The organism is Reyranella sp. (genome assembly GCF_965279625.1).
Lineage (GTDB): Bacteria > Pseudomonadota > Alphaproteobacteria > Reyranellales > Reyranellaceae > Reyranella.
The window spans coordinates 4,667,666-4,693,690 of sequence record NZ_OZ257251.1 but is presented as its reverse complement, the minus strand read 5'-3'; the positions used below and the strand labels follow the sequence as shown (position 1 = coordinate 4,693,690).

General features: G+C 66.8%; 27 protein-coding genes. 8 read left to right on the top strand and 19 right to left on the bottom strand.

The window, feature by feature from the left end:
- The first annotated feature begins 7 nt into the window (after positions 1-7).
- Positions 8-1,210: a pyridoxal phosphate-dependent aminotransferase gene (locus tag ACQY78_RS22800; protein WP_428679110.1), complete on the top strand. Its 1,203-nt coding sequence runs from the start codon at positions 8-10 to the stop codon at positions 1,208-1,210.
- A 10-nt stretch (positions 1,211-1,220) separates the two neighbouring features.
- Here ACQY78_RS22800 and ACQY78_RS22795 read toward each other — a convergent pair whose 3' ends face one another.
- Entirely contained in the window at positions 1,221-1,673 is a 453-nt protein-coding gene (locus ACQY78_RS22795) for a hypothetical protein (protein WP_428679107.1), read from the bottom strand.
- Positions 1,674-1,907: 234 nt separating this feature from the next.
- Entirely contained in the window at positions 1,908-2,822 is a 915-nt protein-coding gene (gene puuE, locus ACQY78_RS22790; protein WP_428679104.1) for an allantoinase PuuE, read from the bottom strand.
- Between the two features lie 92 nt (positions 2,823-2,914).
- Between puuE and ACQY78_RS22785 the strand changes: the two genes are divergently transcribed.
- Together ACQY78_RS22785 and ACQY78_RS22780 are read left to right on the top strand one after the other, a co-directional pair.
- On the top strand, positions 2,915-4,156 hold the full coding sequence (locus ACQY78_RS22785; protein ID WP_428679101.1) for a Zn-dependent hydrolase: 1,242 nt from the start codon (positions 2,915-2,917) through the stop codon (positions 4,154-4,156).
- 47 nt (positions 4,157-4,203) lie between these two features.
- Positions 4,204-5,358, top strand: coding sequence for a M20 family metallopeptidase (locus tag ACQY78_RS22780; RefSeq protein ID WP_428679098.1), 1,155 nt, complete (start codon positions 4,204-4,206; stop codon positions 5,356-5,358).
- Here the strand turns inward: ACQY78_RS22780 and ACQY78_RS22775 are convergent.
- Positions 5,355-5,879 (bottom strand): hypothetical protein, encoded by a 525-nt coding sequence (locus ACQY78_RS22775; RefSeq protein WP_428679095.1) that lies wholly within the window; start codon positions 5,877-5,879, stop codon positions 5,355-5,357. The genes ACQY78_RS22780 and ACQY78_RS22775 overlap by 4 nt on opposite strands.
- Positions 5,879-6,412, bottom strand: coding sequence for a hypothetical protein (locus ACQY78_RS22770; protein ID WP_428679092.1), 534 nt, complete (start codon positions 6,410-6,412; stop codon positions 5,879-5,881). The genes ACQY78_RS22775 and ACQY78_RS22770 overlap by 1 nt, the downstream gene beginning before the upstream one ends.
- A 139-nt stretch (positions 6,413-6,551) precedes the next feature.
- On the opposite strand from ACQY78_RS22770, the gene ACQY78_RS22765 reads away from it, so the two are divergent.
- Positions 6,552-7,298: an alpha/beta fold hydrolase gene (locus tag ACQY78_RS22765; RefSeq protein ID WP_428679089.1), complete on the top strand. Its 747-nt coding sequence runs from the start codon at positions 6,552-6,554 to the stop codon at positions 7,296-7,298.
- Between the two features lie 12 nt (positions 7,299-7,310).
- Here ACQY78_RS22765 and ACQY78_RS22760 read toward each other — a convergent pair whose 3' ends face one another.
- The 3 genes from ACQY78_RS22760 to ACQY78_RS22750 form a co-directional block, all read right to left on the bottom strand.
- Positions 7,311-7,568 carry a DUF2798 domain-containing protein gene (locus tag ACQY78_RS22760; RefSeq protein WP_428679086.1) on the bottom strand — a complete coding sequence of 86 codons (258 nt, stop codon included), beginning with the start codon at positions 7,566-7,568 and terminating at the stop codon, positions 7,311-7,313.
- A gap of 308 nt (positions 7,569-7,876) precedes the next feature.
- Entirely contained in the window at positions 7,877-9,088 is a 1,212-nt protein-coding gene (locus ACQY78_RS22755) for an acyltransferase family protein (protein WP_428679083.1), read from the bottom strand.
- 125 nt (positions 9,089-9,213) lie between these two features.
- Entirely contained in the window at positions 9,214-10,887 is a 1,674-nt protein-coding gene (locus ACQY78_RS22750) for an AMP-binding protein (protein ID WP_428679080.1), read from the bottom strand.
- Between the two features lie 36 nt (positions 10,888-10,923).
- Here ACQY78_RS22750 and ACQY78_RS22745 point away from each other — a divergent pair, with 36 nt between their 5' ends.
- Entirely contained in the window at positions 10,924-11,835 is a 912-nt protein-coding gene (locus tag ACQY78_RS22745) for a PhzF family phenazine biosynthesis protein (protein WP_428679077.1), read from the top strand.
- 96 nt (positions 11,836-11,931) lie between these two features.
- Here ACQY78_RS22745 and ACQY78_RS22740 read toward each other — a convergent pair whose 3' ends face one another.
- Positions 11,932-12,402: an Lrp/AsnC family transcriptional regulator gene (locus tag ACQY78_RS22740; protein ID WP_428679074.1), complete on the bottom strand. Its 471-nt coding sequence runs from the start codon at positions 12,400-12,402 to the stop codon at positions 11,932-11,934.
- A 100-nt stretch (positions 12,403-12,502) separates the two neighbouring features.
- On the opposite strand from ACQY78_RS22740, the gene ACQY78_RS22735 reads away from it, so the two are divergent.
- From ACQY78_RS22735 to ACQY78_RS22725, 3 genes are read left to right on the top strand one after another with little or no spacing between them, the layout of a single operon-like run.
- Entirely contained in the window at positions 12,503-14,842 is a 2,340-nt protein-coding gene (locus ACQY78_RS22735; RefSeq protein WP_428679071.1) for a transketolase, read from the top strand.
- Between the two features lie 9 nt (positions 14,843-14,851).
- Positions 14,852-15,970, top strand: a complete 1,119-nt coding sequence (mtnA, locus tag ACQY78_RS22730; RefSeq protein WP_428679068.1) for an S-methyl-5-thioribose-1-phosphate isomerase — start codon at positions 14,852-14,854, stop codon at positions 15,968-15,970.
- The gene (locus ACQY78_RS22725) at positions 15,967-17,151 is read left to right on the top strand and encodes an MFS transporter (RefSeq protein ID WP_428679065.1); all 1,185 of its coding nucleotides are present in this window, start codon (positions 15,967-15,969) and stop codon (positions 17,149-17,151) included. The genes mtnA and ACQY78_RS22725 overlap by 4 nt, the downstream gene beginning before the upstream one ends.
- 6 nt (positions 17,152-17,157) lie before the next feature.
- On the opposite strand, the gene ACQY78_RS22720 is transcribed toward ACQY78_RS22725, so the two are convergent.
- From ACQY78_RS22720 to ugpB, 11 genes are all read right to left on the bottom strand, one after another.
- Entirely contained in the window at positions 17,158-17,559 is a 402-nt protein-coding gene (locus ACQY78_RS22720) for a Fur family transcriptional regulator (RefSeq protein WP_428679062.1), read from the bottom strand.
- Between the two features lie 4 nt (positions 17,560-17,563).
- Positions 17,564-18,310: an energy transducer TonB gene (locus tag ACQY78_RS22715; RefSeq protein WP_428679059.1), complete on the bottom strand. Its 747-nt coding sequence runs from the start codon at positions 18,308-18,310 to the stop codon at positions 17,564-17,566.
- Positions 18,307-18,720 (bottom strand): TonB system transport protein ExbD, encoded by a 414-nt coding sequence (exbD, locus tag ACQY78_RS22710; protein ID WP_428679056.1) that lies wholly within the window; start codon positions 18,718-18,720, stop codon positions 18,307-18,309. The genes ACQY78_RS22715 and exbD overlap by 4 nt, the downstream gene beginning before the upstream one ends.
- 4 nt (positions 18,721-18,724) lie before the next feature.
- The gene (gene exbB / locus ACQY78_RS22705) at positions 18,725-19,585 is read right to left on the bottom strand and encodes a tonB-system energizer ExbB (RefSeq protein WP_428679053.1); all 861 of its coding nucleotides are present in this window, start codon (positions 19,583-19,585) and stop codon (positions 18,725-18,727) included.
- A complete protein-coding gene (locus ACQY78_RS22700) occupies positions 19,585-19,905 on the bottom strand; it encodes a DUF3325 domain-containing protein (protein WP_428679050.1) in 321 nt (106 codons plus the stop codon). Before ACQY78_RS22700 ends, exbB begins: the two co-directional genes overlap by 1 nt.
- Before the next feature lies 1 nt (position 19,906).
- Complete coding sequence (locus ACQY78_RS22695) at positions 19,907-20,197, bottom strand: hypothetical protein (RefSeq protein ID WP_428679047.1); 291 nt, start codon at positions 20,195-20,197, stop codon at positions 19,907-19,909.
- Between the two features lie 146 nt (positions 20,198-20,343).
- Positions 20,344-21,762 carry an amidase family protein gene (locus ACQY78_RS22690; RefSeq protein WP_428679043.1) on the bottom strand — a complete coding sequence of 473 codons (1,419 nt, stop codon included), beginning with the start codon at positions 21,760-21,762 and terminating at the stop codon, positions 20,344-20,346.
- 24 nt (positions 21,763-21,786) lie between these two features.
- Positions 21,787-22,854: an ABC transporter ATP-binding protein gene (locus ACQY78_RS22685; RefSeq protein ID WP_428679040.1), complete on the bottom strand. Its 1,068-nt coding sequence runs from the start codon at positions 22,852-22,854 to the stop codon at positions 21,787-21,789.
- 11 nt (positions 22,855-22,865) lie between these two features.
- Positions 22,866-23,789 carry an ABC transporter permease subunit gene (locus tag ACQY78_RS22680; RefSeq protein WP_428679037.1) on the bottom strand — a complete coding sequence of 308 codons (924 nt, stop codon included), beginning with the start codon at positions 23,787-23,789 and terminating at the stop codon, positions 22,866-22,868.
- Positions 23,786-24,679 (bottom strand): sn-glycerol-3-phosphate ABC transporter permease UgpA, encoded by an 894-nt coding sequence (ugpA, locus tag ACQY78_RS22675; protein WP_428679035.1) that lies wholly within the window; start codon positions 24,677-24,679, stop codon positions 23,786-23,788. Before ugpA ends, ACQY78_RS22680 begins: the two co-directional genes overlap by 4 nt.
- Positions 24,680-24,706: 27 nt before the next feature.
- Positions 24,707-26,014 (bottom strand): sn-glycerol-3-phosphate ABC transporter substrate-binding protein UgpB, encoded by a 1,308-nt coding sequence (gene ugpB / locus ACQY78_RS22670; RefSeq protein ID WP_428679032.1) that lies wholly within the window; start codon positions 26,012-26,014, stop codon positions 24,707-24,709.
- Positions 26,015-26,025: the final 11 nt, after the last annotated feature.

Genomic DNA, 26,025 nt, shown 5'->3' with positions numbered 1-26,025 from the left:
GGGACACATGTTCGAGGTTGCCGATCGTCTGAAGAACGTGAAGGTGTCGGCCTCGGCCGCGATGACCCGCAAGGTGCGCGACCTGCGCGCCCAGGGCGTGAAGATCGTGGGCCTGTCCTCGGGCGAGCCCGACTTCCCCACCCCGGCGCATGCCATCGAGGCCGCGCATGCGGCGGCGCTGGCGGGTGACACCAAGTACCCGCCGCAGGACGGCGTGAGGTCGCTCAAGGAAGCGATCCAGCGGAAGTTCAAGCGCGACAACCATCTCGACTATGCGCTCGACGAGATCATGGTCTCCAACGGCAGCAAGCAGATCATGTACGACGCGCTGATGGCCAGCGTGAACCCGGGCGACGAGGTCATCATCCCCGCCCCCGGCTGGATCTCCTATGCCGACCAGGCGGTGATCGCCGGCGCCAGGCCGGTGTCGGTCTCCTGTCCGGAGAACAACCAGTTCAAGCTGCGCGCTGCCGATCTCGACGCCGCCATCACCGCGAAGACCAAGTGGGTGGTGCTCAACTTCCCCAACAACCCGACGGGCGCGGTCTGCTCGCCGGCCGAGATGCGCCAGATCTGCGACGTGCTGCTGAAGCATCCCCACGTGCTGGTGATGGCCGACGACGTGTACGAGCACCTGGTCTATGGCGACGCGGTCTTCAGCACCGTGGCCGAGGTCGAACCGGCGCTGAAGGACCGCACCCTGACGGTCAACGGCGCGTCCAAGGCCTATGCCATGACTGGCTGGCGGGTCGGCTTCGCGGGCGGGCCGCGCGCGATGATTGCGGCCATGACCAACATGCAGGGCCAGATCGGGTCCGGCATCTCGACGATCGGCCAGGCCGCCGCCACCGCCGCGCTGAACGGCCCGCAGGATCTCCTCAAGGAACGCGCCGCCGACTACCAGAAGCGCCGCGACGAGGTCGTGGCCATGCTGCGCGCCGCCAAGGGCGTCACCTGTCACATGCCAGAAGGCGCGTTCTACGTGTTCCCCAACATCGCGGGCTGCATCGGCAAGACGACGAAGGGCGGGACGCGGATCGCCAACGACACCGACTTCGTCACCGCGCTGCTCGAGGAAAAGCATGTCGCCACGGTGCAGGGTGCCGCCTACGGGATGAGCCCCTACTTCAGGATTTCGTACGCCACCGACATGGCGAGCCTGCGTGAGGGCTGCACGCGCATCCAGGAGTTCTGCGCCGACCTGCGGTGAGCCGCATCGGTCAGAGGGCGTTGATTTCCCTGACCTTGTTGGTGAGGCCGAGTTTGCGATTGCAGAGGGGCCAGTGCCAGGTCTCGCCCTGCTCGAACATCACCCATGAGGTGAGCGCGGCGGCCTTCTCGTAATCCTGCGCCGCCTCGATCGCTTCCTGCGGCGTCAGCACCGTGCCATCGCGGCGCTGCTGCAGGGTGATGTAGGTGCGCGCCGTGTACTGGAAGCGGCCGTGATAGGAACCACGTCCGCCGCTGATGCGATTCGAATGCGGGCCCCAGCTTCCGCTCTCGCAGACCGCGAGCGACTGCACGACCTCGTCCTTGCGCGACTGGACGAACTGCTCGTGCTCCGTCGGGCCTTGCGGCACGGCGGCCGTTTGCGGCGGCTTCTTGGCGCATCCCGGCCCGACGCAGAGCGCGGCGAGCAGGAGCGGCAGAGTGGCGGGATGAAGAGTGTTCACGACCCGTCATTGTTCACACGATTTTATCCCCAGGGTAAACCCCGCCCGCCCAGCCGCCGGGCCGCATTTGCAGCGACAGCGCAGGCGCAGCCGCGGCCTGGCCGATGTCGATAAAGTGTCGACTGGGCGGGCTTAAATAGCCGCGCGTGACGTGGGTGGCGCGCGCCCGGCGTCCCGCGGCGCAACCGGGCCGCGAGTCCTTTCGTGTTTCAATTGTAACGGCGCCGCCTCGAATCAGGCTTTGGCCGCAGGATGCGTCTCGATCCAGTGCCGCGCGATCTCCTCGCGGGTGGCGACCCAGACCTTGGGCTTCGAGGCCACATAATCCAGGAAACGCGCCAGGGTGGCGGCCCGGCTCGGCCGTCCCGCGAGGCGGCAGTGCAGGCCGATCGACATCATCTTGGGCGCGCGCGCGCCCTCGGCATAGAGGACATCGAAACTGTCCTTCATCGCCTGCAGCCAGCCATCGCCCGCGGTGAAACCCGGCGCCACCCCGAACTTCATGTCGTTCACTTCGAGCGTGTAGGGAATGATCAGGTGAGGCTCGGCGCCGACCTTCACCCAGTAAGGCAGGTCGTCCGAATAGGAATCGCTCGAATAGAGGAAGCCGCCATGCTTGATCACCGCTTCGAGCGTGTGCAGGCCGAAGCGGCCGGTGTACCAGCCGACCGGCGCGCGGCCGGCCGTCTGCTCGATTACCTTCACCGCCTGCCGCATATGGTCGAGCTCCTGCTCGAGCGTGAAGTCCTTGTAGTTGATCCAGCGCCAGCCGTGGCTCGCGACCTCGTGGCCGGCCTCGGCCATCGCCTTGCCGGCCGTGGGATTGAGTTCCAGCGCGCGACCGACCGCCCAGGAGGTGAAGCGCATGTTGCGCTCCTGGAAGAGCCGCAGGATGCGCCAGAAGCCGGCGCGGCTGCCATATTCGTACATCGACTCGGTCGAGAGGTCGCGGCCGCCCTCGATGGGCGTGCCGCCCGGCGTCTCGGTGAGAAAGACCTCGGAGGCCGGATCGCCGTTCAGGATCGTATTCTCCCCGCCCTCCTCGTAGTTCAGCACGAAGCTCACCGCGATGCGGGCATCGCCCGGCCACTGCGCGTCCGGCGGGTTGGGGCCGTAGCCGATCAGGTTGCGGTCGAGATGGTTGTGCATGCGGCCCCCGGAAACGCGGCGCCCAACAGTCGGGCGATTGAAGCGCGACTATGGCGCGGCTATAGCTCGCGCGACAAGCTTGGGGAGGCCCAATGGGCGCAGCCGACGCGATCAGGGAAGACCGTCTGTGGCAACGCCACGCCGACATGGCGAAGCTGGGCGGCACGCCCAAGGGCGGCGTGAACCGCCAGGCGCTGTCGGCCGAGGATGCGGCGGCCCGCAACCTGCTGGGCGCGTGGGCCAGGGCCCGCGGCTTCGCGGTCTCGACCGACGCGATCGGCAATCTCTTCGTGCGCCGCGAGGGGACCGACCCCAAGGCGCTGCCGGTGATGAGCGGCTCGCACATGGACAGCCAGCCGACCGGCGGCCGCTTCGACGGCATGTACGGGGTGCTGGCGGCCTTCGAGGCGCTGGAAGCGCTGGAGGATGCCGGCGTGACGACGCGCCGCCCCGTGCTGGCCGTTGCCTGGACCAACGAGGAGGGCTCGCGCTTCCAGCCCGGCGCCATGGGCTCGGCGGTGTTCGCCGGCCACAACGACCTCGACGAGATGCTGCAGGTCAAGGACTGGAAGGGCGTCGTGCTGAAGGACGCGCTCGCCGAGACCTTGAAGACCGCCCCCGCCCCGATGCGTGACGGCAAGCCCGGCTTCGCGCTCGATGGATACGTGGAAGCTCATATCGAGCAGGGTCCGCGACTGGAAAACGAACGCAAGACGATCGGCGTCGTGACCGCCATCCAGGGCAGCCGTCGCTACATCGTCACCACGCACGGCGAGGAAGCGCATGCCGGCACCACGCCGCGCGCCGCCCGCAAGGATGCCTTCGCCGCGGCGCTGCGCATCGCACAGGCGATGTACGAAGCCACGACCGACAAGGACGACACGCTGCGCTTCACCATCGGTCGCGTCGACGTGGCACCTGGATCGCCCAACACCGTGCCGGGCCAGACGGTCTTCACCATCGACATGCGCCACCCCGACGATGCCGTGCTGGAAGCGCACGAGAAGAAGCTGAAGGAGATCGTGGCGTCGAAGGCCGCCCCCTGTAGCGCCGGCATCGAGCGCGTGACTGTCGTGCCACCGACCAACTTCGATCCGATGGTGGTCGACCTGGTGCGCGCCAAGACCAACGAACTGAAGCTCAGCAATATGGACATGCCCTCGGGCGCCGGTCACGACGCCATGCACATCGCCCATCTCTGCCCCGCCGGTATGATCTTCGTTCCCTGCGAGCGCGGGATCAGCCACAACGAAATCGAGAACGCCACCCCGCAAGACCTCGCCGCCGGCGCCCGCGTGCTCGTCGAGGTGCTGGCCGAATTAGCGAATCGCTAACGCACCATTGTCGCCACACGCACGTCGTTGAAGAAAGATATCGCGCCATGTCGAAGAAGATGCAGTCCGAACTCGTAGCGATCCTGTCCGACCTGATCGCGCTGCCGAGCCCCTACCCGCCCGGCACCTCGGTCGAGATCTGCGCCTATACGGCCAAGCGCCTGAAAAAGGCCGGCTACAAGGTCGAGATCGCGACGCACAAGAAGGGCGTCGACAATGTCGTGGCGCGGATGAAGGGCAAGGCGAAAGGCCCCGTGATTGCCTTCAATGCCCATGTCGATACGGTGGGCGTCGGCGAGCGCGCCAACTGGAAGAGCGATCCCTACAAGGCGCTGGTCAAGGGCGGCCTCGTCTACGGGCTGGGCGCCGGCAACTGCAAGGGCAGCACGGCGGTGCAGATCTGGATCGCCGAGGAGATTGCCCGCCGCGGCGGCCCGGCTGCCGGCGAGCTCATCTTCACCTTCGTGGCCGACGAGGAGAATCTCGGGCCCGAGGGCATGGAATATCTGCGCAAGAGCGGCAAGGTCCGGCCGGACGCGCTGATCCTGGGCGCGCAGACCGAGAACAACCTGATCGTGGCCGAGCGCGGCGTGATGTGGGCGCGCCTCACCACCAAGGGCCGGGCGGCGCATGCCGGCAATCCGGCGGCCGGCGACAACGCCATCCTGCGCATGATGCGCCTCGTCGGCGCGCTCAGCTCCTATTACGACAAGGCGCTGGCGGATCGCGTCTCCGGCGCGATGAAGTCGACGGTGAACATCGGCATGTTCCATGGCGGCCATAACACCAACGTCGTGCCGTCGGCCTGCACCGTCGAGATCGACCGCCGCCTGCTGCCCAACGAGAAGGTGAAGGATGCCTTCAAGGAGCTGAAGAAGGTGGTCGACGGCGTCGGCGAGCCGAAGTCGATGTATGGCGTGGAGTTCCTGACCGGCACCAACGGCTTCTTCGCGCCCGAGAACGGCGCGGCCGTCGGCGCCTTCGAGGCGGCCGTGAAGGCGCACAGCCGCCGCAAGGTGAAGTTCCTCAACGCCACCGGCGTGAGCGACGGCCGCTACTATGCCGACGACGGTATCGAGATCATCAACTTCGGCCCGGGCTCCGGCGCGCAGGGCCATGCCGCCAACGAAAGCGTGCCGATCGCCGAGATGGTCGACGCCGCCCACATCCAGCTCGACGTGGTGAAGCGCCTGCTGGGCTAGAGGTAGCCGCCCTTCCGAAACATCTCGACGAGCTGCGGCACGAGTTCCGGCACGGTCCGGGACCGTGCGTGATGGTGGAACTTGGCCAGCGGCGTCCGGCCGGCACCGCGATAGAGCGCGCCCATCACGATGATCGACGCCGCCGTGACGGTGCCGCTTCCTACTGACGTCGCATCGGCGATATCGATCTCCAGCCTGTAGGTTGGATTGAAGCTGGCGATCGACGCTTTCTGGTCGTCGCTGCGCGAGAGGGACAGGCGTGTGGAGCGGCCCGTCTCCGTCGTCACGCCATAGGGGGCGAGCGCCGAGGCGAGCTGGCGCGCGAAGATTGGCCAGTCGACGGTCTTGTCATCGGGCGGGAGCCACAGGAGCAGGCGCTGCATCTTCACCGGCGGGGGCGCCGCAGCCACGGGCTCAAGCACGAAGGAAGGCTCGGCACAGGCCGTCAGAACGGCACCGCTGACGGCGAGGCCCGCGCCCAGCAGGAGCCGCCGCCTCGACACGGATGCTTGCAGTTGCATCAGATGAATCCGTCTTCCCTGAGCTTTGCGGTCAGACTGTCGACGTAGCGATCCGCCGCCGCTGGGCGCGCCGAGGCCGTGTGGCTCGCCCGCCAGAAATCCGGCAATTCGGTCGTCGCGCGCCAGACAGTCTTGCGCGCGGCCGCGTCATAGAGGTTTGCACCGATTTCGTAGTCTTCGACAAAGTTGCCGCGAATCTTGCCGCGCCCCTGAGACAAAGTGAGCACCTGATCGGCTCGGAAGCTCGCGTTGGCCGCCGCCGCCTGCTCGGCATCGACGACCTCGACCGAAATTCCAAGAGGTGGCCACTTGGCCTCGAAGGCCCTCTTCAGTTCGGGGACCTGGAGAAGCGACGCGTTCTGAGCGGGTGTCAGCTGCTGCGCACCAACCGATATCGCAATGACGACTCGCCCGAGCTTTCGCTGTGATCCAGCGGCCACGTTCGACTGCGTGACGGCCTTCTGCTCGGGCGTGCATCCCGCAAGTGTCATGCCGAGCACCAGCAGCGCGTCCCGACGTCCCAGATAGTTCATCCGTTGCTCTCTCCCTCATCCGTGCCACCGTAGCAGGCACGAGAAAGACTGCACTACCTCCGATTGTGCATTGGCGACAATACCTCGCCTTTGCGCCCTGACGCGTCGCGTGGCACGCTGGCGGCAGGGAGAAAACACCATGCCGTTCTACGAAAAAGGCGATGTCCGCATTCACTACGAAGAGGCGGGCTCGGGCCTGCCGCTGCTGATCATTCCGGGTGGCGGGCTGAACTCGACGATCGGCGGGCTCGACAGGACGCATCCGTTCAGCGCGATGAAGGAATTCAGCGACCGCTTCCGCTGCGTCGTCGCCGACCTGCGCAACGCCAATGGCGGCCAGTCGACCGGTCCGCTCGACATCGAGCGCACCTGGGATTCCTTCACCGACGACCATGTCGGCCTGATGGACCATCTCGGCGCCGACCGGTTCATGGTGCTGGGCTACTGTATCGGCCAGCCGATGATCTGGAACCTGATCAAGCGGGTCGGCGACCGTGTCATTGCCGCCGTACTGACGCAGCCCTCGGGCTTCCGGCCCGAGTTGCCGAACCAGTTCTACGACAACAACATGAAGGGCTGGGGTCCCGACTTCGTGGCCAAGCGGCCCGACGTCACGATGGACCAGGTGAGCCAGTTCCTCACCAACATGTACACCAAGAAATCCGACTTCGTGTTCACCGTGCCGCGCGAGTTCGTGAAGGCCTGCAAGACCCCGATCCTGGTCGCGCCCGACGACAGCCCGCCGCATCCCTACAAGGTCGCGATGGAAGTGGCGATGCTGGCGCCGAACGCGCAGGTCACCCTCTATCCGTGGAAAGACACGCCCGAGCGGGTCCCCCTCGCGGTGCGCCACATCAGGATGTTCCTGGAGGCGCACCGCCCCTGAGGGAGCCGGTCGTCAGCCTGGCCGTGTCTCGACGATCAGGCCGACGATCCGCCGGACGAGCGGCATGACGGCAAGAAGGACGGGAAACGCGACCAGCCAGGACAGGCCCCAGGCGCTCATCCAGGTCGCGACGAAGCCGGGCGACAGGCCCGCGCTGCGGGCCGTCGAAATGCCCGACACGACGAAGGTCATGATGAGCGACAGGACGAGGGGCAGAACGATCGCAGCGTAACGCGCCGGCAGACGGCGCAATCCGAGATATGCAAACAAGATGGAATGTCTCACGCAGGGTCGGGGCCAGGACAGTGAAGGCCACGACGATTGACTGCGTTGCCTCACGTGAGACGCTTACGATCTTCTTCGAAGACGAGACTTTGTAACGCAATTGCGAATCCTTCGCAATAGAAAAATTGCCGAATTGCCCGTGAAACCGGCAGCGCCCTGACCAACAAACGAAACAACCGAAATAAACGAAACAATCGAAACCGGAGTCGCACCCCCAAATCAGGTACCAGGGTACCGCGTACGGATCGATATTGTCCGCCGGCTCCGGCTGGAAGGCCTTATTCAGCAGCCCGCTAGACGGCGCGCGCCACGCCCGGCAGCCGGCGAAGCAGGATCGAGGCGGCCCAGCTCAACGTGAAGCCCAGCGTCACGGCGAGCGCTCCCTTGGCCAGCGGCGAAAGCGGGATCGACAGAAGGAACAGTTGCAGCCACAGCACGATCGGCCAGTGAACGAGATAGATACCGTACGCATTGGCGCTGAGGCTGTTTCCGATGGGACCTGAAGTCCGGGAGAACCGGACGGCGAGCGCCAGCAGGGCAAACGCCGTGAGCGTCGAGAACAGCACCAGCATCACGCCATCGACCCACGCGGGAACCGGCCGTCCGTCGAGCGCGAAGAACGCGGCCGTTGCGATCACGGCCAACAGAGGCCACCTCACCCACTGCCGCTCGAACGCGCGCGCCAGCCGCTCGGGGCCGATGATCGCGCCCGCGGCAAACGACAGGAAGTAGAGGCCGATGCGGCTCGACTGAATGCCGAACGGGCCGGCGGTCAGCCAGTGCGACGTCCCGAAGGCGAGATGGAACGGCAGGTAGGCCGCCGCACTGGCCACGATGAAGAACATCAGCCAAGCGCCCGCAGGCATGCGGTCGAGGAACTGGCCGGTACGGCGCGCAAAGTCCCACACCCGATCCTGCGCGAGCACCATCGCCAGCGCGGCGTCGAACACCAGCAGGGCGCCCACGAACCAGAGCGGCCCGCTCGGCCACGGCCCGATCGTCACCATGTGTTTCCAGAAGGTCACGAAGCTTTCGCCACCACCGCTCAACAGGTGGGCGGCGTAGTAGGAGAGCGGCACGATCGTCACGATGCCGACCAGCAAGGGCGCCCCCAGACGCACGGCACGATCGAGCAGATACTGGCGCAGTCCCTTGCGCGCGAGCGAGGGGCGCACGAACAGGCCCGACAGCAGGAACATCAACGGCATGAAGAAGCCGTTGGTCCAGGTGACGATGACGTTGAAGCCGGACCATTGCGCCATGTCCACGACCGGGGCGCTGCCGTTGGTGTAGGAGCCGCCGGAGACAGCCTGACCGCCGGCCATGTAGCCCAGCGCGACATGCTGCAGCACCACGAGCGCGATCACGAAGACACGAAGATGATCGAAAGCGGGAAAGCGACTCGCAGGCTGCGCGATGCGAACCAGCGGCGCCTTTCGAACGGAACGATATCTGTTGTGCGAGCGGGCGAACGGATCGGCGGAAACGACAGCGACGGACTTCACGAGCAACATGCCCCGGCTGATTTCGGACCCGCCGACAACGACGGGCCACCGGACGCGTTGCGCCTCCTCTCAAAGGGTCACAAGAATGCCCGCAATCGTTTCACAGTCGGTGAATTCGCGAGGACTCAAGCCGTCTTCTGCGCCGTGAGCCCGAGCTTCTCGATCGTCTGTTCGCGCATCACGAACTTCTGGATCTTGCCGGTGATGGTCATCGGGAATTCCGGCACGAACTCGATGTAGCGCGGGATCTTGTAGTGGGCGATCTGGCCCTGGCAGAAGGTGCGGATCTCCTCGTCGGTCGCGGTCTGTCCGGCATGGAGCTTGATCCATGCGCAGACCGCCTCGCCGTAGCGCGGATCGGGCACGCCGATCACCTGCACGTCCTGCACCTTCGGGTGACGATAGAGAAACTCCTCGATCTCGCGCGGATAGACGTTCTCGCCGCCGCGGATGATCATGTCCTTGAGGCGGCCGACGATGTTGACGTAACCCTCCTCGTCCATCGTCGCGAGGTCGCCGGTGCGCATCCAGCCGGCTTCGTCGACGGCTTCCTTGGTCTTGGCCTCGTCGTTCCAGTAGCCCTTCATCACCGAGTAGCCACGCGTACAGAACTCGCCGGTCTCGCCGCGCGGCACCGCCCTGCCCTCGGTATCGACGATCTTGATCTCGATGTGCGGCAGTACCTGGCCCACGGTCGAGACGCGGCGCTCGACCGGATCGTCGGTGGCGCATTGCGTCGACACCGGCGAGGTCTCGGTCATGCCGTATGCGATGGTGACCTCGCCCATGTGCATGTGACTCTGCACCTTCTTCATCACCTCGATGGGGCAGGGCGAGCCGGCCATGATGCCGGTGCGCAGGCTCTTGAGATCGAACTTGGCAAAGTCGGGATGGTCGAGCTGGGCGATGAACATGGTGGGCACGCCGTAGAGCGCCGTGCAGCGCTCCTCGGCCACGGCCTGCAGCGTCGCCAGCGGATCGAAGGCCTCGGACGGATAGATCATGGTCGAGCCGTGCGTCAGGCACCCGAGATTGCCCATCACCATGCCGAAGCAGTGATAGAGCGGCACGGGAATGCACAGCCGGTCCTCTGGCGTGAGCTTCAGCCCTTCGCCCACGAAGTAGCCGTTGTTCAGGATATTGTGGTGGCTGAGCGTGGCGCCCTTGGGGAAGCCCGTGGTCCCTGAGGTGAACTGGATGTTGATCGCGTCGTCGAACTGCAGCCTGGGCGCCAGTTCGGCGATGCGTGCCCTTTCCGCGTTGCCGCCCGCCGTCGCCACATCGTCGAAATTCAGCATGCCCGGCGTCTTCTCAGGTCCGAGCCGGATCACGTGTTTCAGGTGCGGCAGCTTCTTCGCCTTCACGAGATCCTCGACGATCTCGAGATAGTTCGAGGTCTTGAGCGCGGGCGCCAGGATCAGCGCCTTGCACTCGACCTTGTTCATCGCGTAGTCGAGCTCGGCGCGGCGGTAGGCCGGATTGACGTTGACCAGCACGAGGCCCGCCTTGGCGGTCGCGAACTGTGCCAGCGTCCATTCCGACGTATTGGGCGACCAGATGCCGACCCGGTCGCCGCGCTCCAGCCCCAGCGTCAGGAGGCCGGCGGCGAGATCGTCGACCCGGCGGCCGAGTTCGCCCCAGCTCCAGCGCACGTTCTGATGGCGGACCACCAGCGCCTCGCGGTCGCGATGGGTCTCGACGGTGCGGTCGAAGAAGACGCCGATCGTCTCGCCGATCAGCTTCTTGTCCGAGACGCCGTGATCGTAGGAGATTTTGGGAGCGGCCTGAGCTTTGGTCATGCGTCGAGATTAGCGCGCCATGCCAGATTTGGAATCATGAAACTCCATTTCGTCACCGTCGACGTCTTCACCGACCGCCAGTTCGGGGGCAACCCGCTGGCCGTCATCACCGATGCACAGGGTCTGTCGAGCGAACGGATGCAGGCCATCGCCGCCGAGTTCAACCTGGCCGAGACGACCTTCGTGCTGCCGCCGAAGGACCCGGCCCATACCGCCGAGGTGCGCATCTTCACGCCCAAGGCCGAGATGCCCTTCGCCGGCCATCCCAATGTCGGCACCGCCTTCGTCCTGGCGCGCGCCGGTACCAACTATGGCCGGCCGGTGACCGGCGACCGTCTGGTCTTCGAAGAGAAAGCGGGCCTCGTGCCCATGGACCTCGTGCGCGAGGCCGGTGCGGTCGTGGCCACCCGCCTCGCCGCCCCCGTGCCCCTCAGCTTCGGTGAGGAGATCGACCCGGCGCTGGTGGCGGCCGCCTGCTCGCTGAGGCCCGACGAGATGAAGCTCGACGTCCACCCGCCGCGCGTCGCTTCCTGTGGCGCGCCGTTATTGTTCGTCGAACTCAAGTCGCGCGAGGTGCTGAAGCGCGCTGCACCGCGTGCAGAAATCTTCGCCCGCGAGCTGCCGCGCGACCGCATCGTCGGCATCCATCTCTACGTGCAGGAGAAGGACGGCGAGATCGACATCCACACCCGCATGTTCGCCCCCGAGCACGGCATCCCCGAGGATCCCGCAACGGGCGCCGCGAACGTCGCCCTCATCGGCGTGCTGGCGCATCACCGACGCGAGGCCGACATCACCTTGGCGAAGACGATCGGCCAGGGCTTCGACATGGGCCGCCCCAGCGTGCTGCAGGCCTGTGCCGAGAAGAAGAACGGCAAGGTGGTCGCGACCTATATCGGCGGCCGCTGCAAGCCGATGATGAGCGGCGTGATCGAGTTGGAAGATTAAGGGTCCCTCGCTGCGCTCGGGATGACAGCGTTTTTCGGATCGACGCACTGCGCCATTCCCAACACCATTGTCATCCCGAGCGCAGCGAGGGACCTTTTACTTTTCCCTGGCCAACGGCAACGCTGCGCCCTGCTTCACGGGGCGCAACGCGAAGGAGCTCCTGATCTGCGCGATGCCCTGGATCTTGGTGAAGTCCATGACGAAGCGCTCATAGGCTTCGAGGTCCGGCACCACGACGCGCAGCAGGTAGTCGCTGTCGCCGGTCATCAGGTAGCACTCCATGACCTCGGGCCGTTCCGCCGCGGCGCGCTCGAAGTCCTTCAGCGCTTTCTCGTTCTGGGTCGAGAGCGACACGCTGACGAAGACGTTGACCGACAGGCCGACCGACTTGGCGTCGACCTGGGCGGCATAGCCCTTGATGACACCCGCCTCCTCCAGCGCCTTGACCCGGCGCCAGCACGGCGAGGAGGAGAGTCCGACCTGTTCGGCGAGGTCAGCATTGCTGAGCCGGCCATCATGCTGCAGCCGTTCGAGAATGCGCCGGTCGATCGCGTCCAGGGAGATCATTGCTCAAATCGCCACAATCGAGGGAAATCCTGCCCTATACAGCCCGTCCGGCGACCCGAACGCAAGGACCTTCCAGCGGAGCAGGCGTATGTCGGTATCCATGACCACTCTCGCCCCCATCCAGCGTCTTCGCCTCCTCCGTGAACTGGAACGCAAGGTGCTGTGGCTCAGCGCCTGGACGATCCATCACGCCAACCACATCCGTCCCAACCGCGACGGGCTGAAGGTCGGCGGCCATCAGGCCTCCTGCGCCTCGCTGGCGACGGTCCTGTCGGCGCTCTATTTCTCGGTGCTGCGGCCCGAGGATCGCGTCGCGGTGAAGCCGCATGCCTCGCCGGTCTTCCACGCCATCCAATATCTGTTCGGACACCAGACCCGCGAGAAGCTGGAACGCTTCCGCGCCCTGGGCGGCGCGCAATCCTATCCGTCGCGCACCAAGGACGTGGACGACGTCGACTTCTCGACCGGCTCGGTCGGGCTCGGCGTGGCCATGACGCTGTTCTCGTCGATCGTGCAGGACTATGTGCGCCTCAAGAAGCTGGGCGACGGCAAGCGCCCCACGGGCCGCATGGTGGCGCTGGTCGGCGACGCCGAGCTCGACGAGGGCAACATCTTCGAGGCGCTGCTCGAAGGCTGGAAGCACGACGTGCGGAACCTGTGGTGGGTGATCGACTACAACCGCCAGAGCCTTGACGGCGTGGTGAACGACCGGCTGTTCGGCCGGGTCGCCGAGATGTTCGAGCTGGTCGGCTGGCGCGTCGTCACCTTGAAATACGGCAAGCTGCTGGAGACAGCCTTCACGCAGCCCGACGGCGCGCATCTGCGCGACTGGATCGACGCCTGCCCCAACTCGCTCTACTCGGCGCTGGTGTTCAAGGGCGGCGCCGGCTGGCGCGAGGCGCTGACGCGCGATCTCAACCAGTATCCGGGCGTGCGGCGCATCCTCGAACAGCACGACGACGCAGCGCTGCACAGGCTGATGACCAACCTGGCCGGCAACGACATGCAGGCCGTGGTCGATGCCTTCGAGGGCGTGAACGACGACACGCCCACCTGCTTCATCGCCTACACCATCAAGGGCCAGGGCCTGCCGTTCGCCGGCCACAAGGACAATCACTCCGGCCTGATGACGCTCGACCAGATGGCGGGCTTCAAGAAGGGCATGGGCATCGAGGACGGCCAGGAATGGGAGAAGTTCGCGGGCCTCACCGCGTCGCCGACCGACCTGCAGGGCTTCCTCGACGCGGCGCCGTTCAACGCCGAGGGCCGCCGCCGCACCGAGGCGCCGATCGTCGCCATCCCGGCGCAGCTCACGAAGCCCAATGACAAGAAGTCGAGCACGCAGGAAGGGTTCGGCAAGATCCTGAACGCGATCGCGTCGGAAGACGGCGAACTCGCCCGCCACATCGTCACGACCTCGCCCGACGTGACGGTGTCGACCAATCTCGGCGCCTGGGTGAACCGGCGCGGCCTGTTCGGCCACACCGAAGCCGAGGATGTGTTCCGCGAGCTCAAGGTCGTGTCGGCTCAGCTCTGGCGCCAGACGCCCAAGGGCCAGCATGTCGAGCTGGGCATCGCCGAGAACAACCTGTTCATCCAGCTCGCCGCGCTGGGCCTCAGCCACCAGCTGTTCGGCGCGCGCCTGCTGCCAATCGGCACGCTCTACGATCCCTTCATCGCGCGCGGCCTCGATGCCCTGAACTATGCCTGCTACCAGGATTCGCGCTTCATGGTGGTGGCGACGCCGTCGGGCGTGACGCTCGCACCGGAAGGCGGCGCGCATCAGAGCATCCATACGCCGCTGATCGGCATCGGCCAGCCCGGCCTCGTCTCCTACGAGCCGGCTTACGTGGATGAGCTGGCGGTGCTGATGCGCCACGGCTTCGACTACATGCAGCAGGACGATGGCGGCTCGGTCTATCTGCGCCTCTCGACGCGCAGCCTGCCCCAGCCCGAGCGCACGCTGACGCGACAGCAGCAGGCCGACATTGTGTCGGGCGGCTATTGGTACGCCCCGCCGGAAGAGGGCGCGGACGTCGCCATCGTCGCCATGGGCGCGGTGACGCCGGAGGCAATCGCGGCCCATGAAAGCGTGGCGCGCGACTTCGCGGGCGCCGGCCTGCTGGTGCTAACCTCGCCCGACAGGCTGCACAGCGACTGGCTCGCCGCGCAGCGGAATCGCGGCCGCACGGCCGGCTTGGTAGACCGTTCGCCAAGCCCGGTCGAGCGGCTGCTCGCCCCCTTGTCGCGCGATGCGCGCATCGTGACGGTCATGGACGGCCATCCGCTGGCGCTGTCGTGGCTGGGATCGGTGCGCGGCCAGCGGGTCGTGCCGCTGGGCATCGAGAAATTCGGCCAGTCCGGCGACATTCCCGATCTCTATCGAACCTACGGGCTCGATGCGGCGGCGATAATCGACGCGGTGGCGCGCGCCGTCTAAACTGGCGGCGTGAAAGTAGACGGCACCCCTTACCGCACCATCTGGCTCGGCCCCGACGGCACGACCGTCCAGGCCATCGACCAGACCCTGCTGCCCCATCGTTTCGTCGTGCGCGACCTGCGCACGATGGAAGACGCGGAAGTGGCGATCCGCACCATGATCGTGCGCGGCGCGCCGCTGATCGGTGCAGCCGCGGCCTATGGCATGGCGCTCGCCATGGCGGCCGATCCGTCCGACGCCATGCTGGCCCGTGCCTACACGGTGCTGCTGGAGTCGCGGCCGACTGCCGTGAACCTGCGCTGGGCGCTCGACGACCAGCGCGCGCTGCTGGCGCCGCTGCCGCCCGCGCAGCGTCGCGAGGCCGCCTACCGGCGCGCGGCCGAAATCTGCGACGAGGATGCCGAGATCGGCCGCCGCATTGGCGAGAACGGGCTGGGCCTGATCCGCAAACTGAAGCCGCGCGACAAAGGCGGTCGTATCAATGCCCTGACCCACTGCAACGCCGGCTGGCTCGCCACCGTCGACTGGGGCACGGCGCTGGCGCCGATCTACCAGGCGCACAATGCCGGCATTCCCATCCATGTCTGGGTCGACGAGACGCGGCCCCGGAATCAAGGCGCCAGCCTGACCGCCTGGGAGCTGGGCAAGCACGGCGTGCCGCATACGGTGATCGCCGACAATGCCGGCGGCCATCTGATGCAGCACGGCGAGGTCGACTTCGTCATCACCGGCACCGACCGCACGACGCGCGGCGGCGACGTCTGCAACAAGATCGGCACCTATCTCAAGGCGCTGGCAGCCCACGACAACGGCATTCCCTTCTATGTCGGCCTGCCCCACACGACCATCGACTGGACGCTCCTCGACGGCGTGCGCAACATCCCGATCGAGGAGCGCAGCGCCCACGAGCTGTCGCACATCACCGGATGCCTGGTGAAGGATGGCACCGTAACCGGCGAACTCGCCACGGTGCAGATCCTCCCCGAGGGCAGCGCCGGCGCCAATCCCGCCTTCGACGTGACGCCGGCCCGGCTGGTGACGGCGCTGATCACCGAGCGCGGCGTCTGCGCCGCCAGCGAGGCCGGGCTTCTGTCCCTCTATCCCGAACGACAGACCCGAGCGGCGTGAAGGTCAGCCAAGCGGCCAAAGCCACCGCCGGGCTTGGCCTCACCCAGATCGTGGGCTGGGGCACGACCTTCCTGATGCCCTCGGTGCTGGGCCGCCACATCGAGCGAGACCTCGGACTGGCGAGCGAGATCGTCTATGGCGGCATCACCGTGATGTTCGGCGTCGGCGCCCTGTTCGCGCCCCGGGTCGGCCGCCTGCTCGACAAGACCGGCGCGCGCGCCGTCATGACGGTGGGCTCGATCGTCTATGCCCTGTCGCTCGCCGCGCTCTCCTTCTCGCAAGGGCTGGTGAGCTATCTCCTGTGCTGGGCCGCGATGGGCGTCGCCTCGACCCTGGCGCTGAACACGCCGTCCAGCATCGCCCTCGCCCAGATCGCGGGGGCCCGGGCGCGGCAGGCGATCGCCGTACTGGCCATCATCGGCGGCTTTGCCTCGACCGTGTTCTGGCCGGTCTCGGAGGCGCTCGAACTCCTCGTCGGCTGGCGCGGCGTGGTGCTGATCTATGCCGCGATCCATCTCGCGATCTGCGCGCCGGTGCATCTGTTGGTGCTGCCCGGCCGGCCGCTGGTCGGCACACAGGGTGCGGCAGCCGCGACGGCGCCTGTGCCGCCCTCGGCGCACACCAAGCGGATCTTCCTGCTGCTGTCGATCTCGCTTGCGTGCGGCGCCTTCATCTTCACCGGCTTCATCGTGCATGCCATCGGTGTGCTGCGCGGCCTTGGCCACGATCCCGCGACGGCCCTGCTGCTGGCCTCGCTGATCGGGCCGGCGCAGGTGGCGGTGCGGGTGTTCGAGCTGGGGTTCGGTCACCGCTACACGATCACCGCGTCGACGCTTTTCTCCAGCGCCGTCCTGCCGTTCGGCCTGGGCCTGGCGCTGCTCGCCGGCGGCAACTTCGCCGTCGCGCTGGTCTGCGTGATGGCCTACGGCATCGCCAACGGGCTGAAGGCGGTCCTGCGCGCCACCCTGCCGCTCGCTCTGTTCGGCCGCGCCCAGTTCGGCACCTATCTCGGCCGCCTTGCACTTCCTCAAGGTATCGTCTCGGCCTCCGCGCCGCCCATCCTGGCGGCAACGATGGCGAGTTACGGCGCCGAGGGCGTACTCGCCCTCACCTTCGTCGTCGCCATGATCGCCTTGATCACGACCATCATGCTGGTGCGGGTGAGCGGTCCGATCCGCTGAAGCGTCTCAGATTTTTTCGCCGAACAGTTTCAGCCTGAACTCGACCAGCCGGAAGCCCATGCGACCCGCTTCCTCCTCGATCAGGCGCGCGAGGCTCCGATCGTCTTCGAGCTCGACGATCTCGCCGGTGGCGACGTCGATCAGGTGCGGATGCGGTGCGCCGCCGGTGCGCTCGTAACACGCCTTGCCGTCGCGGAAGACGTGGCGCGTGACCAGGCCCGCCGAGGCGAGACTGTTCAACGCACGATAGACGGTGGCAACGCCGATGCGTCGCCCGACCGAGGCGCGGCGATGGATCTCGAAGGTACAGGGATGGTCGGTCGCGGCCTCGAGGACCTCAAGGACGATGCGTCGCTGCTCCGTCAGCCGGACGCCGCGTTTACGGCAGAGTTCTTCCAGCCGCTCCATCTCCTCACCTCCTGAGGAAGAACTGGACGGGCACGACGATCTCCAGGCTCTCGCCCGGCTGGTCCTGGGGCAGCGGCGGCAATGGCTGGGCGCGCTGCAGCAGGTCGAGACCCTCCTGGTCGAGCGCGGCATGTCCGGACGGCCGTTCGACGCGCGCGGCCAGGATGCGGCCGTCGCGGCTCATCGTGAACCGCACATAGGTCACGCCCTCGTGGCGCGCGCGTTGCGACTCCGAAGGGTAGCGCTTGTGACGTTCGAGATGACGCAGCAACTGACCCTTCCAGGTCGGCAGCGTGTTGGACGGCGGATCGACCGAGGCGCCCGGCGTCGGCGCGGCCGCGACCCTCGACTGTTCGGGCGCTGCCTGCGGCGCCGAGACCTTGGGCTGCGGCGGCTTCTTCTCAACCTTCTTTTTCTCCACCGGCTTGGGCGGCGGTGGCGGCTTGAGGTCGAGCGGCGGCGGCGGCTCGGGTTCCGGCAGGGTCACCTCCGCCAGCACCGGCGGCGGTATCTCCACCGGCGGCGGCTCCTCGGGCTCAGGGACTACCTCGCTCAGCTCCGGGCCCGGCGGCGCCTCGTTGGGCACGACCTCCGGCGCGGCCGGCAGCGGCGCCAGCTCCAGCATGATCGCCGCGGGTGGCGGCGAATACGGCACCTCGCCGTGCACCCAGCCCAGCGCCAGCCGGATCGCACCCGCGTGCAGGGCGAGCACGAAGGCGAATGAGCCGATCCAGCGGGCCGCCTCCCTCATTGCTCCAGACCGACCAGCGCCACCTTCAGGTAGCCCGCCGTCCGCAGCACGTTCATCGCCTGCATCAGCTCGCCATAGGGCACCGCCTTGTCAGCCCGCAGGAAGATGCGCTCGTCCTTCTTGCCCCCGGTCGCCTCGTCCAGCGCCTTCGCCAGCGCCTCGCGGCTCACCGGCGTGTCCTTCAGCGTGAACGACAGGTCTTCCTTCAGGGTGAGATAGAGCGGCGTATCGGGCTTGGTCTGGCGCTCCGCCGTCGATACCGGCAGGTCGACTGGCACGTCCACGGTGGCCAGGGGTGCGGCCACCATGAAGATGATCAGCAGCACCAGCATCACGTCGATGAACGGCGTGACGTTGATCTCGTGGTTCTCCGCCAGTTCGTCGTCGCCGTGGTCGAGCTTCACCGACATCGGGCTACCTCCGTCCCAGGTCGCGCGAGACCAGCCGCAGCACCGCCGCCGAGGTGTCGCCGACCAGCGCCCTGTAGGCCGTCACGCGGCGCGAGAAGTGGTTGTAGATCACCACCGCCGGAATGGCGGCCGCCAGGCCCAGCGCCGTCGCCAGCAGCGCCTCGGCGATGCCGGGAGCCACCACCGCGAGGTTGGTCGTCTGCGAGCGCGAGATGCCGATGAAGGAGTTCATGATCCCCCACACCGTGCCGAACAGGCCCACGAACGGCGCCGTCGAGCCGATCGTCGCCAGCACGCCCGTGCCCTTGAGCATGCGCCGGCCGGTGGCCGCCTCGAGACGCTCCAGCCGCGAGGCCACGCGTTCCTTCAGGCCGTCGCGATCGTCGACCGTGTCGACGCTCAGCCTCTGCTCGGCCTGGGCCGCTGCCACCAGGTCGCTGGCCGGCGCCTTGTCGAGCGAGGCCGCCGAATCCAACCCGGCCAGCAGGCGCCGCTGACGCCGCACCGCCATCGCCAGCTCCAGGCTCTTGGCCACGAACACCGTCCAGGTCAGCACCGAGGCGATCACCAGGCCGATCATCACCCCCTGCACCACCCAGTCCGCGGCCGCGAACATGCCCCACACCGACAGGTCCTTCGGCAACACCGCCTGGGCCGGGGCCGCAGCCGGCGCGGCAGCAGGCGCTGGCTCCGCCGCGGCCGGCGTCGCGGGTTCGGTGGTCGTAGTCATGGGCGCGGTCCCGGCAGAAGGCGCCGCCGTGGGTCCCGTAACCGCAGGCGGGGCAGGCTCCGTCGGGACCGGCGCCTGCGCCAAGGCGAGCGACGGGAACAGCAGAAGAAGGACCAGCAGACGACGAAGCAGCATTACGCGATACCCTGAAGAGTGCGAACGACAGGGCGCAGCCAGTTGGCGCGCCAGGTGAGAGTGCAGGTCACGGCGACCGCGCCGACGCTGAGCATGGTTGCCCAGACGAGCGATCCGAAGCTCGGACCGTCACGCCAGAGAGCGATCGCGAGGGCGGCCAACAGGAGGCCATAGCCCGCGATCCGCAGCAGCAGGACGAGCCGCCTCGGGCAGTCGCGTCCACCGCCGGCGCGCTCCCAGTGACGATCCTGGCTGAGCGCGAGCAGCGCGAAGCCGAAATAGGAGGCGAGCGCCAAGGCGATCAGGAGAGCGGGCGCCATCTCAGCCGCCCGCGGTCAGGCGCAGGAGGCCCCAGGCGCCGCCCCACGAGGCGATCCCTGCAACGGCCATGACGAGACAAAGGCGCAGCAGCCGCCGGTTGGCAAAGGCCCAGATCAGCAGCCCCAGATAGACGAGGAAGGCCAGCATCGAGGCCAGGACGACGGCCTCGCTCCGCGCCATCAGCCCGCCAGCCGGCAGCGCGACCGCCGCCAGCGCGGCGAGTCCCGCCGCCACGGCGTAGCCGCCCCCGACCGCCGCGACGAGGCGGACGAGGACGGACAGACCGGTCATGGACGGAATCACGCTGCAACTACCTCTCATTCATAAGACGAACGAGAGGGTCCGTTTTCTCCCCGGCCGGACCGCCGGGCGTAATTTATTTTTGCCCTATCATGCCCGTCGGGTGCGTATTCTCACGGAGCCGGCGAAATTCTGCCTCAGGATCCGGCGTAGACCGACGGGGTGCGCTGCCGCCAGGCGAAGTGCTTCTCCCAGGCCGCGCAGAACTGCAGCACCTTCTCGTCGGCAAACCGCCGCCCGATCACCTGCAGGCCGACCGGCAGCCCGGAGGGCGACCAGCCACAGGGGACCGAAGCGGCCGGCTGGCCGGTGATGTTGAACGGATAAGAGAAGGGCGTCCAACGTGCCCAAGGCACCGGCTTGTCCATATCCATGTCCGGCGGCCCATCGGCCTCGGCCGCGAACGGCTCGATCGGAACCATCGGCATCACGAGCAGGTCGAAGGTCTCGAACGCCTCCGCCACCGAGCGGTTGAAGGCGGCCCGCGCCTGCAGGGTCCGGAAGTGATCCTCCAGCCGGATCGACGCCGACCGCGCCACCATGCGGGCAAATCCCTGATCGATCCGCGCCACATCCTCGGGCTTCAGGCCGGCATAGAGTGCGCCGCGCGCCACCCAAAGGGCATCGAAGATGTCGATGGGATCGGGCCAGTCGAGCTTCGTGTCGACAATCTCGACCGGCAGATGCGCCGAGATCTCGCCGAAAGCCTTGGTTATGACCGCCGCGATGCCCGAATCCACGGCGGCGCCGAACAGGGTCGGCGCCAACACACACCGCAGCTTCGGCAACTCGCCCAAGGTCTCGTGATAGGAGAGCCCGGCCGGCGGCAGCGACTGCGGATCGCGCGCGTCGGGTCCCTGCACGACGTCCAGTGCCAGCGCATAGTCCTCGACGCCGTTGGTCATGGGACCTGCGTGCGACAGATGCTCGGTCGGACTGAGCGGATAAGTCGGCACGCGCGCCAGCGTCGGCTTTAGCGAGAAGATGCCGCAGAACGAGGCGGGCACCCGCATCGAGCCGCCGCCGTCGGAGCCCAGGGTCAAAGGGACCGTGCCGTCGGCCACGGCGACGGCCGACCCCGAGCTCGATCCGCCGGCAGTTTTCGAAACATCCCAGGGATTGCGCGTTACGCCGTAGAGCGGCGAGTTGGACGCCGCCTTCCAGCCCAGCTCGGGCGTCGTCGTCTTGCCGATCATGACCGCGCCGGCGGCGAGAAGGCGCTCGACTGATGGCGCCGTTTCGGTCGCCACCGAATCGATGTAGAGCTTCGAGCCGCGCTGCGTCTTGTAACCATCGACCAGGAAGAGATCCTTGATGCCGACCGGCACGCCGTGGAGGGAACCGCGGAATGACTTGGCGCGCGCCTCCTGCTCCAGCGTCACCGCCCGCGCCTTCGCATCCTCGGCAAAGACGGCGCTGTAGGCGTTCACACGGGCCTCGGTCTCCTCGATCGCATTCAGCGACGACTGGACCAGCTCTACCGGCGAGACCTCGCCCTGTCGCACCAGTCGCGCCATCTCGACCGCGCTCAGGGCTGCGTACTGACGCAGTTCCATCGTCTTCCTCCCGATCCTGCTTTCCTAGAGGCGCTGGCCCGACGTGGCGTCGAACACGTGCACGTCCTTGCCGCGCACGATCACGCCGTGTTGCGTCGTCTCGCCCAGTTCCATGTCGGGCGACACCGCCACCACGAATCCCCCCCGCCCGTCGTCGAGATGGACGAGTTTCACGCTGCCCAGGTCCTCGACCAGCTCGACCCGGCCCCCGAGGCCGGCGACCTGCGGCGGCGCCAGGGTGAGGGCGTCAGGCCTGACGCCGACCACGACCTCCCGACCCGGCGCGCCGATGCGTTCGGCCTCGCCCGCAATCGACGTGCCGCCCGCGAGAACGATCGCGCGCCCGTCGCGGGCCACCGTGCCCTCGAAGAAGTTCATCGGCAGCGAGCCGATGAAGCCCGCCACGAACAGGGTCGCGGGTCGCGCATAGACTTCGCCCGGCGAGCCCACCTGCTCGACCCGGCCGGCATTCATCACGATCAGGCGGTTGGCGAGCGACATGGCCTCGACCTGGTCGTGCGTGACCAGGATCGAGGTGGCGTCGAGCCGCAGATGCAGGCGCTTCAGCTCGGTGCGCATCTGGTGGCGCAGCTTGGCGTCGAGGTTGGACAGCGGCTCGTCGAACAGGAAGACCTTGGGTTCGCGGATGATGGCGCGGCCCATGGCGACCCTCTGGCGCTGGCCGCCGCTCAATTGCGTGGGCTTGCGGCCGAGAAAGTCGCCGATGCCCAGGATGCCGGCGACGCCCGCCACCTTGTCGCGGATGGTCGCCTTGGGGGCATGGGCGATCCGGAGCGAATAGGACATGTTCTCGGCCACGCTCATGTGCGGATAGAGCGCGTAATTCTGGAACACCATGGCGATGTCGCGCTCGCGCGGCTCGAGCCGGTTGACCACACGGCCGTCGATCGCGATCTCCCCGCCGGTGATTTCCTCCAGGCCGGCGATCATGCGCAACAGCGTGGATTTCCCGCAGCCGCTCGGCCCCAGGATGACGGCAAACTCGCCGTGCCGGATCTCGAGGTCGATGCCGTGCAGGACCTGGGACGTCCCGTAGGACTTCTCCACTTTGCGAATGTCGACGGTGGCCAAGGATTACTCCGCTATTTTTCCGAGTCGACGAGGCCTTTGACGAACCAGCGCTGAAGCACGATCACCACCATCACCGGCGGCAGCGTGATTAGCAGCGCCGAGGCCATCAGCGTGTTCCATTTCGGCACAGCCTCGGGCGCCGCGGAGATCTGCTTGGACAGGCCGATCACCGCCGTCGTCATGCTGGCCTCGGTGGTGATCAGCAGCGGCCACAGATACTGGTTCCACCCGAACACGAAGAGGATGACGGTGAGCGCCACGACGTTGGTGCGCGACATCGGCCACAGCACGTCGATCAGGAAGCGGATGGGCGATGCACCGTCGATCTTGGCAGCCTCCAGCAGTTCCTCGGGGATGGTGAGGAAGAGCTGGCGAAACAGGAAAGTCGCTGTCGCCGAGGCCATCAGGGGCAGGATCAGGCCGGCATAGGAGTCGAGCAGGCTCCATTTCACGACCGCCTCGATGTTCCAGCCGGTCAGGCTCTCCAGCGGCCCGCGCAGGCCCGTCTCGTCGAGCAGCCAGCCCAGCCCCTGCAGCGGATGGGCGGCCACGGCGTATGTCGGCACGATGCGGACCTCGATCGGCAGCATCAGCGTGGCGAAGATCATCCAGAAGGCCGTCATCCGGAAAGGGAACCGGAAATAGGTGATGGCGAATGCCGACAGGATGGACACCGAGATCTTGCCGACCGTGACGCCGACCGAAACGATCAACGAGTTGAGGAGCTGTCGCCCGAGATCGCCGCGCTCGATTGCCACCTTCAGGTTGGCGAGCAGTTCATTCCCCGGCGTGAGAGGCATCGGCACCTGCAGCACGTCCGGCAGCGTGTGCGTGGCCGCGATCAGCGCGTAGTAAAGCGGCAGGCAGACCGCCACGACGCCCAGGATCAGCAGGACGTGGCACAGGAAATCGAGTTTCGGGGTCCGCTCGATCATTGGGCGTACTTCACGCGCCGCTCGAGATAGCGGAACTGGATGGCCGTCAGCCCGATCACCAGGATCATCAGGATGACCGACTGGGCCGAGGACAGGCCGAGATCGAGTCCGAGGAAGCCGTCGGCATAGACCTTGTAGACCAGGATGTCGGTCGCGCCGCCGGGCCCGCCCTGGGTCAGGGCATGAATGATGCCGAACGTGTCGAAGAAGGCATAGACGACGTTGATCACCAGCAGGAAGAAGGTGGTGGGCGAGATCAGCGGAAAGACGATGCTGACGAAGCGCCGGATCGGGCCGGCCCCGTCGATCGCCGCCGCCTCGATCAGCGAGCGCGGGATCGCCTGCAGGGCGGCGAGGAAGAACACGAAGTTGTAGCTCACCTGCTTCCAGGCGGCGGCCACGATGACCAGCAGCATGGCGTCACCGCCGTCGAGCAGAGGGTTCCACGGGATGCCGAAGCCCTGCTTCAGCATCAACGCGATGGCGCCGTAGATCGGGTGGAACAGGAACAGCCAGAGGACGCCCGCCAGCACCGGCGCCACGGCATAGGGCCAGATGATCATCAGCCGATAGACCGACTTGCCCCTCGCGACCCGATCGACCAGCACTGCGAAGCCGAGACCCGCCAGCACGGCCGAGGCGGTCGTGCCGGTGCTGAAGATGGCGGTTCGGTAGATCGAGTTGAAATATTCCGGGCTGGTCAGCACGTCGCGGAAATTGTCGAACCACACGAACGTCGAATGCTGGCCGAATGGATCGGTGATGGTGAAGGCCTGGTAGAGCGCCTGCGCCGCCGGCCAGAAGACGAAGATGGCCAGCACGAGCATCTGCGGCGCGAGCAGCAGGAAGGCCAGCGGCTTGTGCCGCTGGAAATTCACCCGCTTGATCATTGCATCAGCCCGTCCAGCCGCCGCCGCTCAGTTGCCGCGCTGCCGTTCGAAGCGCCGCAGGATCTCGTTGCCGCGCCGCACCGCATCGTCCATCGCCTGCTGCGCCGTCTTCTTGTTCGCCCAGACTGCCTCCATCTCCTCCTCGAGCGCGGCGACATACTGGTTGGCGTTGCCCAGCCGCACCGTCATCGTGTTGAGCGTCGGCGTGCCGCGCTGGACCTGGGTGATGGCCACTTCCTGCTGCGGGTACTTGTCGTAATAGCCCTCGGCCTTGACCTTCTCGTAGGCGGCCTTGGTGATCGGCATATAGCCCGTGTCCTTGTGCCACTTGGCCTGCTGGTCCGGGCTCGCGAGGTGAGCGAGGAAGGCTGCCACGCCCTTGTACTCCTCGGGCTTGTGACCCTTCAGCACCCAGAGCGCACCGCCGCCGATCAGGCTGTTGTGCGGGGTCGTGCCGGCCTCGTAGGGCAAGGGCGCGGCCTCGAAGGCGAATTTGGCGCTGGCCTGCAGCGAGGAGAAGACCGCCGACGAATGGGTCATCATTGCACAGCGGCCCGACGCGAAGGCGGGCGTGGCGCTGCTGCCCTGGCGGCCCGAATAAACGTAGCGGCCGTCGGCGACCCATGACTGAAGACGCGCGATGTTCTTCACCACGTCCGTCTTGTTGTAGGTGAAGGTCGCGGCGAGCCCGTCGAGCCCGTTATGCAGGGTGGCGATCGGCAGATCGTGGATCGTCGAGTAGTTGTCGACGTGCACCCACTGCTGCCAGCCCGATGTGTAGCCGCACTCGAAGCCCGCGGCGCGAAGCTTCGTGAGGTACTCGCCCATTTCGTCCCAGGTCGCGGGCGGCCGCGTGAGACCCGCCTTGGCGAAACCCTCCTTGTTGTACCAGAGGATCGGCGTCGAGACGCTGAACGGCAGCGACAGGAGCTTCATGTCCTTGGTGCGGTAATAGTTCAGTACCGGCTGGATGTAGTTGTCCCAGTCGATCTTGTAGCCCTCGGCCGCGAGCAGGTCCTGCACCGGGTAGACCGCGCCCGACAGCAGCATGCTCTGCGTGCCCTGCCCGATCACGACCAGCAGGTGCGGGCTCTTGTTCGCGCGGAAGCCGGCGATCGCGGCATTGAAAGTCTCGTCGTAGGTACCGCGCCCCGAAGCCACGACCTTGTAGGTGGTCTGGGAGTTGTTGAAGCTGTCGATCTGCTGCTTCAACGCATCGTCGATGGGACCGAGCGTCGGATGCCAGAACTGGATCTCGATCGGTGCGGCGGCCGCAACCGAGGCCGTGAAAGCGGCGATCATGCCTGCGAAGGCGCCGAGCAGTCTTCTTCTCATGACGGTTTCCT